The following is an 18,028-nucleotide window of genomic DNA, read 5'->3' as shown; positions in this document are numbered from 1 at the left end:
TATATTTATTAGATTCTTAAGGGTAATGATATGTCAGATAGCAGTAAGGAGAAAAAGAAGAAGTTTGCTGATATGGTAAGTAGCCAGAAAGGTGACGACCAACAAAGTGATAACCATAAGCAAACTGATGATTTAAATGAAGATCTCAATACATTAAGAGAACGTGCAGCTCAGCTTGAAGATCATTTACGCCGTGCTGTTGCAGATAATGAAAACGTCAAACGTATAATGCAAAAGCAAATTAGCGATGCAAGTGACTACGCAGTCACAAAACTTGCACGTGATATGATCGACTCGTGCGACAATTTAAAAAGAGTAATGGAAATTTTGAAAGACGGTGATCCTGTTCATGAGGGGATTAAAGTAGCTTATCAAAAAATTATAAATGATCTAAAAAAACATGGAATAGAGGAAGTAGATCCACTTGGTGAGCTTTTTGATAGTAATTTACACCAAGCTGTTGTGGAAAGAGAAGACAATGAAAAAAAGCCTGGCACCATTGTAGAAGTACTACAAACTGGTTATACTATCAAAAATAGGTTGCTCCGTCCTGCAATGGTTATTCTTTCTAAGAAATCTGCTGATTGTGGAAGCGATTAGCATGAGGTAAATGTATAATGACAAGTATTGTCTTTTCAGGTATCCAGCCAAGTGGCGTACTACATTTAGGTAATTATCTTGGTGCAATCAAACAGTGGATAGACTTACAGGATAAATACAAATCTCTTTTTTGTATTGTCGACCTACACGCAATCACAGCAAATAAGCTTCCCGCAAGTGAATTAAAAAGTAATATTTTCAAAACAGCAGCAGCTTATATTGCATGCGGAATAGATACAGAAAAGTCCATTATTTTTAGTCAGTCCACAGTTAGTGGTCATGCAGAACTGGGCTGGCTGCTTGGATGCTATACACCAATTGGTTGGCTTAATCGCATGACTCAATTTAAAGATAAAGCTGGCAGCGATAAACAAAAAGCCTCTCTTGGATTATATAGTTATCCAGTACTTATGGCTGCAGATATATTGTTGTATCAAACTAAATACGTTCCTGTTGGTGATGATCAAAAACAGCATTTGGAGCTTGCACGTGATATTGCATCAGCTTTTAACAATCATTATAAGCTGGATTATTTCATCGTACCTGAAATCTTAACTTTGGATTGCACATCAAGGATAATGAGCTTAAGGGATGGCACAAGCAAGATGAGTAAATCTGATCCTTCAGAACATTCGTGCATTAACCTTGATGATACGGATGACTTAATTGTCAAAAAAATAGAAAAAGCAAAAACAGATTCAATTCTAGGCTTTGCTACTTTAAAGTGCCGACCAGAAATAAGCAATTTGATAAACATTTATTCAGTGCTTAGTAATGTAAATGCAGAAAAAGTATGTGAAGAAGTGAACAAACATGACATGAAGCACTTCAAAAAAGAGTTAGCTGATTTAATTATCAGTGTTATATCACCCATACGTGAGAAAATGAATGATCTTTTAAAAGACCAATTCCATTTACATGAAATATTAAAAAAAGGCACAAAGAAAGCAGCAGAAATTGCAACCCATAATATAAAAGAAATCAAGGATATTATTGGATTTGCTCAATATCTGTAAGGTTCCAAAGTGTGATGGTGCGAACCGTCATACCGCCGCGGTATCTCAGCCGCTAACACGTAGCGGGATGACGGTTTTTCAAATTGTCGGTAAATCTAAGTCAGTTTAGCTATAGGCAGCAATTTTCTGTATTTATTTTAAGTTGAAGAAAGCTCAAATGAAAAATCGTGTTTTGCTAAAAATCACAGAATGCATTCTGGTTACAAAATTCTCTAATGGTCTTAAATAAAACTTCCAGTGAATGATTGTCAGACATATTGTGCTCTGCTGATTTTATTAAGTGTACTTCAACATCGGTTGACTTAATTTTTTCAGCTAAATTCAATGAAGTTTGATAAGGAACATCTTTATCATTAATGCTATGCAGCAAGCGCACAGGACAGTTTATATCTATTGTCTTTTTGTTTAAAAGAAGGTTCTTTCTGCCATCTTCGATCAAATTTTTAGTTATTTTGTATGTACAATGCTCTGAAGTAAAATCTATTACACCTTTAGAATCTAGTTCTTCTTTTTGCTTGCCTGACAATTGCTTGAATATCAAATCTTCAGTAAAATCGGGAGCAGACGATATACCAATTAGTGCTGCAATTTTTTCTGGAAATTGAAGGGCAGTGAGCAACATCAGCCATCCTCCCATACTTGAACCTATAATTATTTGTTTATCGCTAGTTAATTCACTCATTACTTTAGCACAATTTTTTTGCCAATCACTTATCGTGTAATCAATAAAATTACCACTTGAATGACCGTGACCAAAATAATCAAATAGCACAAGTGCTACGTCATTTTCTTGGCAAAATTTGTAAATAGCAGTTGCTTTAGTTCCATCCATATTGGATGCAAATCCACCGAAAAAAACTACAGAAGCTTTCTTTCCTTGTAGCTTTCGATATGCTATGTGACCATTATTTCCATCAAACAATTTACAATAATCCATACTACTTTGGCAAAGCAACCGGGCTATCACTCAATTGATGCAAATAACTAACTAGATCTGCAATTTCTTGTGGATTGGAAATACCTGCAAATGCCATACGTGTACCTTTTATATAGGCTTTTGGGTTCTTTAAAAAGGCAAATAGCTCCTCATACGCCCATTTTCCACCTCTTTCAAGCACTGCTTTTGAGTAATTGAATGAGTTACCAAGATGGGCCTTTTTATTTCCAACTATGTTCCATAAGTTTGGTCCTACTTTATTCATTCCACCTTTCTCAAAACTATGGCAGGCTATACATTTTTTTGCTGCTGATTTACCTTTCTCAAAGCTAGCATTCTGCATGAGCGCTCCAATATCAAGCGCCACTTGCTCGATTTTTTGCTGGAACTCATTGCTGCCAGCAGCTACTATCGTTTGGTGTTCAATCTTATATTCTTCTGGACTGTAAAGCATATCAACTACATTACTAACTATCATAATGATTAGCCCAGAAAGTAAAATCGATGCTGCAATCTTATTAAGCTCCATAGTTAATTTTTATTAAGTAATGTTACTTAAATTATGCGAATATTTTCGCAAATAGCAACCAATTACCTTGAAGCTCGCTAAAGATGAGAGTCTCTATAGCTGACCCAAGAAAGGTTTTCCTACGTCCATACCGCCGCGAACCGTCATACCGCGATTCATTCGCGGTATCTCAGCCGCTAACAAGAGATCCCGCTAACAAGTAGCGGGATGACGAGGTTCACTGCCATTAAGTTAAGGAAAGAATGGTTAAAAACTGAACTAAAAAGTCAGAAATAATTAAGGATTTATGACAAATGCTGAAACAGAATAGAGTAAACTTTAAAGCAGATAAACTCTGAAGTGTAAATTACTTAAGAAACAGTTTGTTTAGAAGTCATTTTACAGGAGCTATGGCAATAAGCTACCCAGTTATTATCAGAAGATATGAATACTACCTCTAGTCAAAATATGTGTTTTCTAACCCTTTTTTGGTAATTGAACGAACGAAGATAAGGTACCTTATGACGATCAACTTTCCTTCCCTTTCTTACCGCCAAAGTGTTCATCAAAAATAGCTTTGATAATTGATCCATAATGCAGTCAGTATCTGATTCCGTAGCAAAAATGTCGAAAGCCAAGTTTTTGATCGCGTTAAATGAGACAGATTTGTTAATGCTCCTCTTAAGCTTATCATCGGTTAAGTCCATATTCAACGCTTCTTCTACATCTTCTGTCATAACACTTTCTAGGTTGCTAATAATGATAGCTGACCAAAAATCCTGTTTAACAGACTCAACACTTTTTCCTGTAAAATTTTCTAGACTTAGTCTTCCTTTGAGTTTTGCAAAAAATGTCTCAACTCCCCAGCGTAAAAAATATAACTCCTTAAATCCTCCAGTTTGAAACTTTTGTTCATCCATTAATGATGTAGCTAACACTTCAATTTCACCAGATGGCAGTACCACTTTGAAGCGTTATTCCACTATTTTCTTGTTTTATCTTACGCTGAGCACATATGGTAACCTCAACACTAGATGGGCTTTTTTCTTCAAACATAGCATTCACTTCATTAAAAGATGATCTGGGACATCGAATGACATAAGCAATTTTTCTTTTTGTAAGGCTAGAAAGAAATTTATAAGATAAATATACAAATCAGTAAGTCATTAGTATTTACAACTTTAAGCATTTCATCTGCTAAGTTAATTTCATGAGTGTTACCTCTATCTAACACTGACCTTATGGCAACATTATTTAGCACATCTTAACAAACCGCAAAGGTTGCACTTGCATAATCACCTAAATCTTTTGGTTTTTGGTTACGTATTTTTCTTGAGCCAAATTCATTTTTTATTTCAACGCTTGTTGGTAAAATGATTTTGGAGGCATCAAGAGCTAACACTCTAAAGCCAAAACAAGTTTTAAATTTTTGGTCTTGGTAGTACAAGGAAACCACACCTTCGTTAATTTCTGAAAATGCACTGTGTTTCATTTTTTTTCTTGCTTGACTAAAAGCACTAGCAGTAACGGTATAGTCTTTTTTCCTATATAAAATAAATTCGTTTAGTATTACTTGCAGCGACTTTACACTTTTTCTTAAAATTAAGATAAATATGTCAATAAAAGATAACTTCCTCTTTCTCATAAAATCTTTTGAAGATGATTTATGGGATTCTATAAATTCTAGACTTGCCAATTCATTTTGAATAAATTTTATTACTGCCTTTTTTACTCATACTACCTTTAAACTTATTGGTATACATCATTATCCCATAAAATCTATCTTTTTTCCTTAACTTAATGGCAGTGAGACGAGGTTATCGTCATGCCGCCACGAACCGTCATACCGCGATTCATTCGCGGTATCTCTTAGCCGCTAACAAGTAGCTGGATGACGATTGTCAGGGTGTAATCCCAGTGTCCCTATGATGTCATCCCAGTGCCCAGACACTGGGATGGCTTTGTTGCATAGCAACTGAAAAAATCTGGTGGCTACTGACAAAATTCATTATAAAATAGCCATTTAACCTTGAAAGAAAAAATATGCCACAAAAAATGAGGGTCAGTAACCATAGCGAATATAACAAATTTCTAGAAAAAAGAGGAAATATTTTTCATTATATCAACGAAGCCATAGAAAAGTGGTACGAGAATGGTCCAAAAATACCAGTTGGCAACAATATTTATAGCGATAAAGTTGTAATTTTGGTGCACATAATAACTTGTTTATTTAGAATAGGCCTGAGGCAAACAGTTGGGTTTATAGCAGGATACCTTGAGCAAATTGGGAAAAATTTGCAAGTTATCAGCTATTCACAATCATCAAGAAGGTTTAAGAAACTCAATATTAAGATCAATGATTGCAGAAAATAATATGGAAGATATCGAAATTGCTATAGACAGTACAGGAATTAGTATATACAACAACACTCCTGGTCATAGCAAAGAAAATAGCGAAGATAGAAAGTATCGCAGCTATGAACAGACAAGAAAATTGCATGTAATGTTGAATACAAACAGCAAAAAAGCCATAGCTGTAAAATACAGTAACGGCTGATCACTATGGAGCTTGTGATTTGCTAAAAGAAGTCGATTTTCAGTATGTCATAAAAGTACTATATGCAGATAGGGCATATGACAGAGAAAAGCTCTATAAGCTGTGTAATCAATATGGTATAAAAACGAAAATTCCTCCGAAAAACAACGCAGCAGAGCATCCAAAGTTAGACTATATGGCTGAGAGAAATGCTGCAATTAGACTAATAAAATCATGCAGCGAAGATGGAATGAAGAGGTGGAAAAGGCAAACAAACTACGGAAAAAGATCTTATATAGAAAGTTTTTTCTCGCGACTGAAACAAACATTCGGGTTTAGTTTTAGGAATAAATCTGAGACAAATAGAGAGAAGGAACTACTTGTTAAATGCTATTTGCTCAATAAGTTCACTGATATTGGTATGGCTAAATTTGAGATAGCTTCATAAATTTATTGTGCGTTACCTACTATCCGAAGAGCGATGCAACAAAGCCCACTGGGATCCAGGAATTTTATTAAGTTGGTAAGCATAAAAGTAGCCGTTTTATGTTAAAATACAACGTTTTGATGATTATGAAAAAGCTGGATTTCAGACTGGAATGACACCACCTGCAAATTGCAATGTCTGTACAGTTGTGCATAGGATAGAGCTATAGAATTTTTCAAAGCGTTTTTTCTATTGAAGATAAGAGCATCTTTTATATATGCTATATAGTAAAACATAGAATGCCCATGATTCCAACTATAGCAATTTTAAGTGGTGGGTTTTCTTGTGAGAGAGAAGTATCGCTTATGAGTGGAAAAGCAGTAAAAAAGGCGCTTGATAGCCTTTCATATAATGCAATAGAAATAGATGTTGACAGCAACATTGCTGAAAAGCTTAAAAAAATTAATCCCCACCTTGCTTTTATCGCTCTGCATGGACCTTATGGTGAAGATGGCTGCATTCAAGGTTTACTGGAGATTTTAGGTATAAAATATACACACTCAGGAGTTATGGCTTCTGCTGTTGCTATGAATAAAGTGATGTCAAAGCATATATTTCGATCCCTTAGTATCGACACTCCAAAAGGTTATGTAATTAGCCGAGAAGATGTACTAAAAAATAATATTAAAATCGATTATCCGTACGTCTTAAAACCAATTAACGAAGGTTCAAGTATTGGAGTGCACATAATTTTCTCGCACGAGGATTACTTAGAACTGAAAGATAACAGTTCTACTATAATGGAAAAGATGATTATAGAAGAATACATTCCAGGTGTAGAGTTACATACTGCTGTATTGCTAAATGAAGCAATTGGCACTATAGAAATACGACCAAAAAATAAATTCTATGATTATGAAGCAAAGTATACAGATGGATTTGCAGAACATATATTTCCTGCTGAAATTCCTGACAATATATATAAAATGACCTTGGAACATGCACTGAAAATTCATCAATTTTTAGGATGCAAAACCATTTCCCGCTCAGATTTCCGTTATAATCCCAAAAATAACACTTTAAAAATGCTTGAGATTAATACACATCCTGGCTTTACTGAGTTATCATTAGTGCCAGAAATTGCAAAATTGGCAAAAGGAATCAATTTTAATGAATTAGTTAAAATTATTATTGAAGCAGCACAAAAATATTAGGGATTTAAGTCATGTTGAGCAATGTTACTAGAAGCCAAAGGAGTTTTTTGCGCAAGTGTGCCTTGGTTATTATCACAGCACTTTTTCTTACACTAATACTCTACAGCTCACTTGATAAAATAATAAATCGATTTAATTACTACTTTACTTGGTATAATGACTGCCTATCCAGTTTATTACTCAGTAGTGGATTTTCAATCGACGAAGTAGTTGTGAGCGGCAATAAATTTACAAACAAAAAGGATATTCTAAGTTTGACAGATAGAACGCAACCTATCCTGTATATATCACTTTCAAAACTTGCCGGTAACATACAATCCGTAAGCAGATGGATAAAATACGTAAGAGTTCACAGAATTTTACCTAATACCCTACACATTAATATAGATGAACATAAACCGTTTGCTCTCTGGAAAGACAATAACAAGACCTCGGTAATTGATTTCGAAGGCAAAGTGATCGTAGATGACTATCCAGTAGATGATCTTGTTGTAATTACAGGACAAAACTCGTTATCAAACCTAGAATTTGTTAAAGATGTGTTAGAGAGTAAAACTCAATTAAGTGACCACATTTCCTCTTTTGCTTATATAGGGAATAGAAGATGGAATATCATATTTGATAACGGTTCCACAGTGAAACTGCCTGAAGATAATCCTTATAGTGCATGGGACTATTTAAACCACTTGCAAAATACAACTGATTTTACTTTCAGCGATTGGAGTATCATTGATATGCGTATTACTGATAAAATTTTTGTGAAGAGGTGATCTGCTGTAATCCAAGTAGCCACTTTTCCTGTCATCCCAGTGCCCAGACACTGGAATCCCGCCGCGAACCGTCATACCGCGATTCATTCGCGGTATCTCTTAACATAGATCCCTTATTTAACCGCCATACCTTAACATAGATCCCGCTAACACGTAGCGGGATGACGATTGTCGTTTAGCCACAAATATTTAAGAAATTTACCAAACGAAAAAAAAGGCAAAAGAAGCCCCGTGGTTGGCTAATTACTTACATTATACTTTCAAGTATGGCGTTTTTTTATTCTAAACACTTAATAACCGCGATTTAGCTACTTTTTAATGCAACTAACCTTTAGTCATAAATGTTTAAGAAATTTACTAAACAGAAAAAAAGGCAAAAGAAACCCTAGGGTAGCTAGTTATTCACTATCCATTTTTTAAGTTGGCGTTTTTTTATGTTTTAAATGCTTTATAAGCGCATTTTAGCTTATATTAGGTAAAAACCTAGAAATTTTATAAAGACATAAGGTGCACATAGTGCAAAAAATTAAACATGAGACGCCAGATACGTGAGTTTTTTTGTCATTTAATCTGTACAGAGAAGATAAATAAATAGCTTCAGTTTCATGATAAGGGGGCTGGCGAGGTTTGTCAAGGAATTTTTATGCAAGAGATCTATTGAAATGCCCCTGTAAAATTATACTATTAATTAGTACACTATAAATTTAAAATTATAGATATGTTAAGCAGATTGGTAATTTTGCTATTAGTTTTTATACTTCCTTTTTCTTCATACTCATACCAGTTTAGAACCAAAGCAAAGCAAGCAGTAGTCTTAGATTTAGCTTCAGACTCATTCATTTTTGACCATAATTCTGATGAAAAAATGGCCCCATCTTCAATGAGCAAGCTAATGACTTTATATATAGCCTTCGATTATCTAAAAGCTGGAATAATACACATGGAGGATAAATTTCGAGTAAGTAGAAAAGCGTGGGAAAGGAGAGGCTCTTCTATGTTTTTGAAAGAAGGTCAATCCGTTACGGTGAGGGAATTACTTGAAGGAATTACAATAGTCTCAGGCAATGATGCCTGCATAACACTAGCCGAGGGCATTGCAGGATCAGAAGAGAATTTTGTGGCTGAAATGAATGAAGTTGCACAAAATTTGAATCTGAATGACAGTCATTTTGTCAACTCAAGCGGGTGGCCAGATGAAGATCATTTTATGAACGCAAAAGACTTGGTAATGCTGGCAAAAAGGATTTTCACCGATTTTCCTGAATATTATGATTTATTTTCCGAACAATATTTGACATATAATGAAATTGTACAAAAGAATAAAAATCTTCTACTTTTTCACGATATTGGGGTTGATGGCTTAAAAACCGGTTATACAAATGCTGGTGGTTACGGCATTGTAGCATCTGCAAAACGAAATGATAGGAGAATTTTTGCTGTCGTAAATGGTTTAAACACTGAGAAAGAGCGAATAGAAGAAGCAAAAAGATTGATACAATATTCCTTAAATCATTTTAACACTAAGAAAATATTCGTTAAAGACAGCGTAGTTGAGGAAGTAAATGTTCTCTATGGAAAAGATAGAAAAGTGCCTATTACAGTTGCAAACGATGTTACCATAACTTACAACCGCAAATTGCATGACCAAATTAAGGTGCGTATTGAATATAAAGATATGATACCTGCACCCATTAAAAAAGGTCAAGAAGTGGGCAAAGTTTTTGTAGAAATACCAGGTATTGAGCAACAAACTACACCACTTTATGCAGCAAATGACGTGCAGGAATTGAATTTCGTAGAAAAGTTTTTTAGGATGTTGTTTTAAGTTTGATATTAAAGCAATTCCGAAAGAGAGATCTATTGCACTTTAGTGTAGTTTTAACTAACAATTTCTGTTACAATACAAGATTGAAATGTTACGAAAATGTGCTGGGTATATTTGTTGCTGTCTAGTATCCTAGAGATACTGTGGGCTGTAACACTAAAGTTTAGTAACAGTTTTACTAAAGTTGTGCCTTCGATTGCAACATTGGTAATTATGATCATTAGCATTTATTTTTTATCTCTTGCAGCATGCTTTCTACCTATTAGAGTATGCTATGCAGTTTCCTCTGGAATATGCACAATTGGAATAACTATAATTGGTGCAACCACTTTCACAGAGAATATTAATTTATCTCAAGTTTTATGTATCGTTTTAATTGTAATAGGAACCATAGGGCTAAAGCTCTCTATTTAAACCTAAAGTTTATGCATGAATTGGATATATTTACTCTTATCGTCACTAATTGAAGTGTTCTGGGTCATAACACTTAAGCATAGTTATGGATTTACTCATCTCGTACCATCAATAATTAGCATACTCTCCATGGCTCTTAGTACATATTTACTTTCGCTCGCTACACGTTCTATACCTATCGGAGTATGCTATGCAATTTGGACTGGAGTGGGCGCTATAGGAGCTTCGATACTTGGAGTTTACCTATTTGATGAACCAGTTAATTTATTCGAAGTAATATGCTTTATTCTAGTTACATTCGGGATTATAGGATTAAAATTGTTTGATACTGCAAAACAAACTGTTGATAAAATGGAATAAAAGATCCCACTGGGATGAAAGAAGCAGATACTCCATATTGTCATGCAAATTGGAATCCAGACTTTTTTCTATATAGCATGGTGAAGACGGGAAACCGTAACCGTTCACACAATGGCGTCAACTTAAGGAAAAATGTCAGAGATTGTGTATAAAATTTCTCTCCAAATTTTTTATCATTAAATTATCCAAAGAGTGCAAGGGACAGCACTTTTGTTTCTGTTTTATTTCAACAAAGAAGTCTAAAATGTGTCCTTTTTAGGTGAAATATGCAAAAAGGAAAAAACCTTATTCTACAAATTAAAAATATAATATACTCGAAAACTTTTCAGAAAATCCATTGTGTTGAGTTTTACACGAACAAGCTTTTTCGACAGTATTTTCTATGATTTTAAAGTTAGTTAAAAAAAGTTTGGGAATAGAATGTGAACTTATGGAGCCATTGACATGTACCCTCAAAGCAAGCTTTTTCTAAAGCAAGGTATAAGATTTGCCATACAGGCTTTCAAGAATTTAAGCATCCAAACAGCCTATCAGGATGAACCTGAGTTGGAGAGGCTATAGACTTATTGCAGCAGATGGTTCTGGTATGAGATTACCCAGCTCTGGGGAAATTGTATCCGAGTTTGAACCAAATGGAACAACAGGCACCATTGGCAATTTGTTTGTTGATTTGTGTACTTCGCTGATTTGTAGTGCTCGTCTTGCAGCTTGGAATATAGGTGAACAAACGTTGGCGGCAGAGCAATTACCCGAAGTTATCACTCAAATGCGTTTATTAAATCAAGAGAAATTATTATTTATCTATGATCGTCTTCAGTAAAATTCATTCAGCAGCATTATGATTTGGAAGTAGATTTTATTTTTCGCTTGCAAAAAAGAAATTATAGTAAGCTATGGGAACGCTGGCGAATTAGATTTTGATTTTATATTAGAAAATGAAAAGCTAAAAAATAAAATGAAAGGACAGAAAGTAAGAGTTATAGTGCTGACATTAGCCAACTGAGAAACAGAGTTTTTGACCGAGACTTTGGAGCAAAGCTTATGTGTTAAGGTGGCACATAGAGGAGTGCTATAAACGACTCAAAGTAGGAGCAGAGTTAGAGAATTTTTCTGGAGAGGCTGTATTACAAGAATTTTGGGCAAACTTGGTCATGTGCAATATATTATCGCTTCATATATGTGATGCACAAGGGCCTTGGAACCCAGATCAAATTACTGAGTATCGTTTAAATTTTTCAGTTTTATTTGGTGTAATGAGGCAGAAACTCTATCAGGTACTTATTGCGCCAAAAAACTTTCAAGCCCTTTTTAAGTATACGCGCTAAAGTTAAAATCCGACCGGGACAGCCGCAATAAAGTAGATAAGCCTAAACGCCATCATGTCTTTAGGAGAGTTTGCTAATGAAAGTTCTTAAGTTGACGCCATTGGCTGAACGGATACGATTTATTTCAGTGCATGAGCTGGTCCTTTTCGGATTTTAGCGCTGTGTACATAACTGCACGAACGTCTAGTTTAGGGGTAAGAAAAATTAGGGCCCGCAAATTAATCCAAACACATAAGTGTAGTGTTACCACCAAATGCTGTAGTGTTAACACTTACAACTTTTTCTGTAGAAAAACGCTGTAAATAATGAGGACCACCAGCTTTTGGCCCAGTGCCAGATAGTCCTCTACCACCAAATGGTTGTATCCCAACTGCTGCACCTATCTGGTTACGGTTGATGTAGACATTTCCAACTGATATTTTTTTACTTATAGTGTCAATTTGACTTTGTATACGACTCTGCAAAGAAAACGTAAGCCCATATCCAGTACTATTTATATCACTTATAACTTCATTTAATTGTGACTTGTTAAAACGTATGATATGTAAAATAGGACCAAATACTTCTTGCTTTAATTGCGAAATTTTTTGTATCTCATAAATATATGGAGGAAAGAAATAACCATTATGAGAATTTGTATCCATGGGTACTTTAAATAACAGATTTGAATCTTTATCCTCTGACATTTTTTGCGTATGTTGAGTGAGCATATCGATAGATGCTTTATCAATTATTGGACCAATATCAGTACTAAGTTGTATTGGGTCACCAATCTTGAGTTCTTGCGCTGCACCGCATATCATTTTTATCTGCTTCTCTGCTATGTCCTCTTGAATAAACAGCACTCTAAGCGCAGAACAGCGTTGGCCAGCGCTGCGAAACGCAGAAAGCAAAACATCCGTAGTCACTTGCTCTAAGAGAGCAGAGCTATCAACTATCATAGCATTGAGCCCTCCTGTTTCAGCAATAAGTGGTACGATAGGACCATCCCTATTTGCAAGCATTTTATTGATTATTTGAGCAGTTTGTGTTGAGCCAGTAAAAGCTACTCCGGCAATTCTATTGTCTGGAACTAATATTTTGCCTAAATATCCACCATCCCCAGGAATGAGGTGTAACACATTCTTTGGTATCCCAGCTTCATGTAGTATCTTAACAGCTTCGTAGGCAATAATCGGCGTTTGCTCTGCCGGTTTTGCCAGCACTGCATTACCTGCTGCAAGTGCAGCTGAGACCTGCCCAATGAAGATAGCGAGCGGAAAATTCCACGGTGATATGCATAAGAAAACTCCTCTGCCTTCAAAAAAGATGAAGTTATCTTCACCTGTTGGGCCCGGCAATTTTTTCCAGTCGCTCAGTTCATTTTTTGCTATCATTGCATAATAACGCAGAAAGTCGATTGCCTCTCTTACTTCTGCTATTGCATCGGATAAAATTTTTCCTGCTTCCACAATCAGAATGTAAATTAACTCTTTCATCCTTTCCTCAAGCAAATCTGCAGCTTTTTCAAGGCATTTAGCGCGCTCTTCTGCTGAAACATTCTGCCACTTAGCAAAAGCACTATGTGCTATTTCAAGAGCGTTTAAAGCTTGATCGCTTGTTGCACTTGACACTTCTCCAATTACATTTTCCAAATGTGCAGGATTCACTACTTCGATAAATTCAGCATTATCAAATAGTGCTTTTCCATCAATTATTGGTCCAACTTGCCACTTTTTTTCACTAAAACCCTTTATATCATCTGCAAATTGTGAGACTATCACAGAATCACTAATATCCATCCCCAAGGAATTTTTTCTTTCTGGTCCCAAAATATCTTGTGGTAATGGAATGCCTGGATGAGGTTCATAATTAAAATTTATAGCTTTTTCCAGTGGATCTGAAATTAACTCATCGATTTTAACGTTAGGATCACTTATTTGATTAACAAACGAACTATTAGCTCCATTTTCAAGAAGGCGTCTTATAAGATAAGGCAACAAGTCACTATGTTCCCCAACGGGTGCGTAGACACGACAGCTAACATTTGTTACAAGCTCTGACATTGCATAATCATATAAGTCTTTTGCCATTCCATGTAAGCGTTGAAATTCAAATCCAGGGTGGTTTTTATCAGCAAGTTCCATGATAGAAGCAAAAGTATAGACGTTATGAGTTCCAAAGCATGGGTAAAAGCTGTTTGGTTTACTCAAAAGTTTCTGTGCGCACACGAGGTAAGATACGTCAGTATAGCTTTTTCTTGTAAATACTGAGTAATCATTTAATCCCAATTCTTGCGTACACTTGATTTCTGAATCCCAATATGCACCTTTTACAAGCCTCACCATAATTTTGTGCTTTGATCGAATAGCAACATCCTCTACAAAGTCAAGAACAGATAAAGCACGTTTTTGATATGCTTGTACAGCCAAGCCGAGCCCTTCCCACTCAGAAAGTGATTCATCAAGCCGTAATTGTTCAAACAAGATTAAGGAAATTTCAAGCCTTTCTGTTTCTTCTGCGTCTATGCATAGTGAAATGTTGTATTTTTTTGCCTCGCGGCAGAGCTCTAAAACCTTAGTGAATATCTCACCAGCAATTCGGCCAAATTGACTAAATTCATAACGTGGGTGTAAAGCAGAAAGTTTGATTGAAATTCCATGGGATTTAAAACAATCATTTATTTCAGTGGATTCACCTATAGCTTTTATTGAGTGCATGTATGAATTAAAATACTCTTCTGCATCCTCAGTTGTGTGAGCAGCTTCGCCAAGCATATCAAAAGAGTATAAAAACTTACTATTGTCATCTAGTTTTGCGTACCTTAAAGCTTCTTCTATGGTTTCTCCAACAACAAAATGATTACCAAGCATAGACATTGCTTGTTTTACTGCTTTGCGAATGATCGGTTCTCCTAAATTCTTAAGTAACTTAGAAATTGCGTAATAGAACTTCGAATCGCCTTCATTATCTCTCAATATACTGCTCCCTATCATTAAACTCCATGTAGAAGCATTAACAAACAATGAAGAGGAATGTCCTAAGTGCTTACTCCATTCTTGATTGGCAATTTTATCTTTGATTAGCTCGTCTATTGTATAATCATCTGGTATTCTAAGTAGTGACTCAGCAAGACACATAAGCGCTATTCCTTCATCATTGGAAAGCGAGTATTGCTGCATAAAGGAATCTACAATACTTAATTTATTGTGTTTGATTTTTTCAATAACTTGTTTTGCAATATTATAAATTCTATTTTTTGAATCAGCCGAAAGCTCTGCTTTTTCTACAAGATAACGTATATAACTCTTTTCATCAGTACGATAAAATCCTTGTAAACGTTTTCTGAGTTCATTAGGTTCTTGTATAGAGCTTATCATATATAATTATCTCCAAAAAATACTCCGACACCATATGTATGGTGAAATTATATCATAACTTTGCGCAGAGCAAATTGCTATTTACAAAGGGATCAGGGCTGGCTAAAAGAAGTCCATGCAATAACTTCACTAAATCAAAAAGATTGTGCAAGTATGTAGCTCAACACTCCACCACACATCAAGTATTTAGTCTCAGTTGCGGTTTGTACACAGCATTTGAGTTGAATTGATTGCCTTGAATTATCCTTTCTTTTGATGATACATTCTAGATTTCCACCTGGCACTATTTCACCTTTTATGCTTATTACCTTACTACCATCAAATATCTTTCTGGTTATTCCATTTTGAAATACAAGTGGAAGAACACCCATACCAACTAAGTTGGACCTATGTATACGCTCAAAGCTTTCTGCAATGACAACTTTAACCCCCAACAATAAAGTACCCTTTGCTGCCCAATCCCTACTTGAACCTGTGCCATATTCTTTTCCTGCAACAATGATTAGAGGTACATTATTTTCCTTGTAACGCATTGCTGCATCAAAAATTGACATAATTTCTTGAGAAGGAATATATTTTGTATATCCACCTTCGGTGCTAACCATTTCATTTTTTATTCTAATGTTAGCAAAAGTGCCACGCATCATTACATTGTGATTACCACGGCGAGACCCATATGAATTGAAATCCTGTGGTTCAATTCCAAGCCCTTTTAAATATAGACCGGCAGGACTACTCGAGGCAATATTTCCCGCAGGGGAAATATGATCAGTAGTTATGCTATCGCCAAACATTGCCAATATTTGTGCACCCTTTATATCGATTTTATTATTTTTAGGTGATAAGTTATCAAAATAAGGCAGATTTTGTATGTAAGTGCTGTTTGCATCCCAATTATAGATTTCACTTTTTTCACACTTTATCTTTCGCCAATGTTCATCACCAGAAAAAACATCCTTATACTTTTGTATGAACATCTCACGTGTTACCACACTTTTAACACAATCTTCGATTTCATTGTTTGTTGGCCATATATCTTTGAGATAGACATCATTTCCATTCTTATCTTTGCATATTGAATCTTTTGTCAGATCAATTTGCACAGTACCAGCAAGTGCATATGCAACAACAAGTGGCGGAGATGCCAAGTAATTAGCTTTGACTAACGGATGAATTCTTCCTTCAAAGTTACGATTGCCAGATAAAACTGCAGCAACGGTTAAGTTTTTGTTTTTAATGCCATCTTCTATATCTTTATTAAGTGGACCAGAATTCCCAATGCAAGTTGTGCAACCATATCCAACTAGATTAAAACCCAAAGCATTTAGATCTACCTGCAATCCAGACTTTTCTAAATATTCTGTTACAACTTGTGACCCTGGAGCAAGAGAAGTTTTAACCCAAGGCTTTGATTTTAATCCAAGTTTAATTGCATTACGAGCTACAAGACCTGCAGCAATCATCACACTTGGATTAGAAGTATTAGTGCAGCTTGTTATTGCTGCAATAACTACACTTCCATCTTGGAGTTTATCGCTTTCCTTTGACTCATTAACTAAAAATGATTTAGAAAAAGACTCTGCCACTTGTGAAAGAAAAACCTTATCTTGTGGTCTTTTGGGACCAGCCATTACTGGCTCCACGCTTGATAAATCAAGCTCTAGTGTGTCAAAAAATGCTAACTCGTCACTACTACGCCACAGTCCTTGCTCTTTCGCATAAGCCTCAACTAGCTTAATCAGCTTTTCTGGCCTTCCGGTTAAGCTTAAATAATCTAGCGTTTTTTGATCAATTGGAAAAAATCCACAAGTTGCGCCATACTCCGGGGCCATGTTTGCTATAGTGGCTCTATCTGCCAAAGATAAATAATCTAAACCATCACCATAAAATTCTACAAACTTACCAACAACGCCTTTTGTTCTTAGGATATTGGTAACCGTCAGCACTAAATCGGTCGCAGTTACTCCTTCCGACAATCTGCCAATTAATTTAAATCCAACTACTTCTGGAATCACCATACTAATTGGTTGACCAAGCATCACAGACTCAGCTTCTATGCCTCCAACACCCCAACCAAGAACTGATAATCCGTTAACCATTGTAGTATGGCTGTCAGTACCAACTAAAGTATCAGGATATATGACTCCATCATTATTACACACAACTTGCGCTAAATATTCAAGATTCACTTGGTGGCAAATCCCTGTGCCAGGCGGCACTACTCTAAAATTTGTGAAGGACGATTCTCCCCACTTTAAAAATTGATATCTCTCCAAATTTCTTTTTACTTCTAGCTCAACATTCTTACTGAATGCAGAAACACTTCCATAACTATCTACTTGAACAGAATGGTCAATCACAAGATCAACCGGTACAGACGGATTTATATTGCTTGGGTTTCCTCCATTTTTCTTAACATAGTCCCGCATTGAAGCTAGATCAACAACAGCAGGAACCCCTGTAAAATCTTGCATCAACACCCTTGCTGGTTTATAGCTAATTTCGTGATTAGTGTGTTTATTAACGCAGTCTGCTAGTACTCTTATGTCATCTAGCTTTACGTTTACTCCATCTTCATTGCGCAATAAATTTTCAAGCAGAACCTTAAGTGAGCAAGGCAATTTAGTCACATCTATTCCTAAAAATTCACTAGCACTACTTAGGCTAAAATAGTTGTATGACTTCCCGTCAATGTTTAAAGTCGTTTTTGCATTTAAAGAATTGTTCATCCTATCAC

General features: G+C 35.6%; 10 protein-coding genes and 4 pseudogenes. 9 read left to right on the top strand and 5 right to left on the bottom strand.

All coding sequences use genetic code 11. The features are described 5' to 3' along the window. Positions 1 to 30: 30 nt before the first annotated feature. Positions 31 to 600, top strand: a complete 570-nt coding sequence (locus OPR50_RS03160; RefSeq protein ID WP_265024258.1) for a nucleotide exchange factor GrpE — start codon at positions 31 to 33, stop codon at positions 598 to 600. A gap of 17 nt (positions 601 to 617) precedes the next feature. Beyond that, a complete protein-coding gene (gene trpS / locus OPR50_RS03155; protein WP_006280207.1) occupies positions 618 to 1,616 on the top strand; it encodes a tryptophan--tRNA ligase in 999 nt (332 codons plus the stop codon). Between the two features lie 175 nt (positions 1,617 to 1,791). Here the strand turns inward: trpS and OPR50_RS03150 are convergent, their stop codons facing one another. The 3 genes and pseudogenes from OPR50_RS03150 to OPR50_RS03140 form a co-directional block, all read right to left on the bottom strand. Next, entirely contained in the window at positions 1,792 to 2,553 is a 762-nt protein-coding gene (locus OPR50_RS03150; protein WP_265024257.1) for an alpha/beta hydrolase, read from the bottom strand. A gap of 1 nt (position 2,554) precedes the next feature. Further along, positions 2,555 to 3,082: a c-type cytochrome gene (locus tag OPR50_RS03145; protein WP_265024256.1), complete on the bottom strand. Its 528-nt coding sequence runs from the start codon at positions 3,080 to 3,082 to the stop codon at positions 2,555 to 2,557. A 440-nt stretch (positions 3,083 to 3,522) separates the two neighbouring features. Beyond that, positions 3,523 to 4,778, bottom strand: a pseudogene (locus OPR50_RS03140) (IS4 family transposase). Between the two features lie 326 nt (positions 4,779 to 5,104). Between OPR50_RS03140 and OPR50_RS08760 the strand changes: the two are divergent. The 7 genes and pseudogenes from OPR50_RS08760 to OPR50_RS03095 all read left to right on the top strand — a co-directional run bounded on the left by OPR50_RS08760 (position 5,105) and on the right by OPR50_RS03095 (position 12,009). Continuing rightward, positions 5,105 to 6,045 (top strand): annotated as a pseudogene (locus tag OPR50_RS08760) (IS5 family transposase). 278 nt (positions 6,046 to 6,323) lie between these two features. Further along, positions 6,324 to 7,269 (top strand): annotated as a pseudogene (locus OPR50_RS03120) (D-alanine--D-alanine ligase). After that, on the top strand, positions 7,250 to 8,008 hold the full coding sequence (locus OPR50_RS03115; RefSeq protein WP_264339297.1) for a cell division protein FtsQ/DivIB: 759 nt from the start codon (positions 7,250 to 7,252) through the stop codon (positions 8,006 to 8,008). Before OPR50_RS03120 ends, OPR50_RS03115 begins: the two are co-directional and overlap by 20 nt. 718 nt (positions 8,009 to 8,726) lie before the next feature. Then, entirely contained in the window at positions 8,727 to 9,833 is a 1,107-nt protein-coding gene (locus OPR50_RS03110) for a D-alanyl-D-alanine carboxypeptidase family protein (protein ID WP_010082605.1), read from the top strand. A gap of 114 nt (positions 9,834 to 9,947) precedes the next feature. Beyond that, complete coding sequence (locus OPR50_RS03105; protein WP_244262397.1) at positions 9,948 to 10,247, top strand: DMT family transporter; 300 nt, start codon at positions 9,948 to 9,950, stop codon at positions 10,245 to 10,247. Between the two features lie 15 nt (positions 10,248 to 10,262). Continuing rightward, positions 10,263 to 10,607 carry a DMT family transporter gene (locus OPR50_RS03100; RefSeq protein WP_006279756.1) on the top strand — a complete coding sequence of 115 codons (345 nt, stop codon included), beginning with the start codon at positions 10,263 to 10,265 and terminating at the stop codon, positions 10,605 to 10,607. Between the two features lie 266 nt (positions 10,608 to 10,873). After that, positions 10,874 to 12,009: pseudogene (locus tag OPR50_RS03095) on the top strand (transposase). A 141-nt stretch (positions 12,010 to 12,150) separates the two neighbouring features. Here OPR50_RS03095 and putA read toward each other — a convergent pair. Both putA and acnA read right to left on the bottom strand, forming a co-directional pair. Further along, positions 12,151 to 15,291, bottom strand: coding sequence for a bifunctional proline dehydrogenase/L-glutamate gamma-semialdehyde dehydrogenase PutA (gene putA, locus OPR50_RS03090; RefSeq protein ID WP_264339296.1), 3,141 nt, complete (start codon positions 15,289 to 15,291; stop codon positions 12,151 to 12,153). A gap of 134 nt (positions 15,292 to 15,425) precedes the next feature. Next, positions 15,426 to 18,020, bottom strand: a complete 2,595-nt coding sequence (acnA, locus tag OPR50_RS03085) for an aconitate hydratase AcnA (RefSeq protein ID WP_265024255.1) — start codon at positions 18,018 to 18,020, stop codon at positions 15,426 to 15,428. Positions 18,021 to 18,028 lie beyond the last annotated feature (8 nt).

It is taken from the genome of Wolbachia endosymbiont (group A) of Epagoge grotiana (genome assembly GCF_947251775.1).
Lineage (GTDB): Bacteria > Pseudomonadota > Alphaproteobacteria > Rickettsiales > Anaplasmataceae > Wolbachia > Wolbachia pipientis.
Note: the sequence above shows the minus strand (reverse complement) of the source record. Positions and strands in the feature narration are given on the sequence as shown.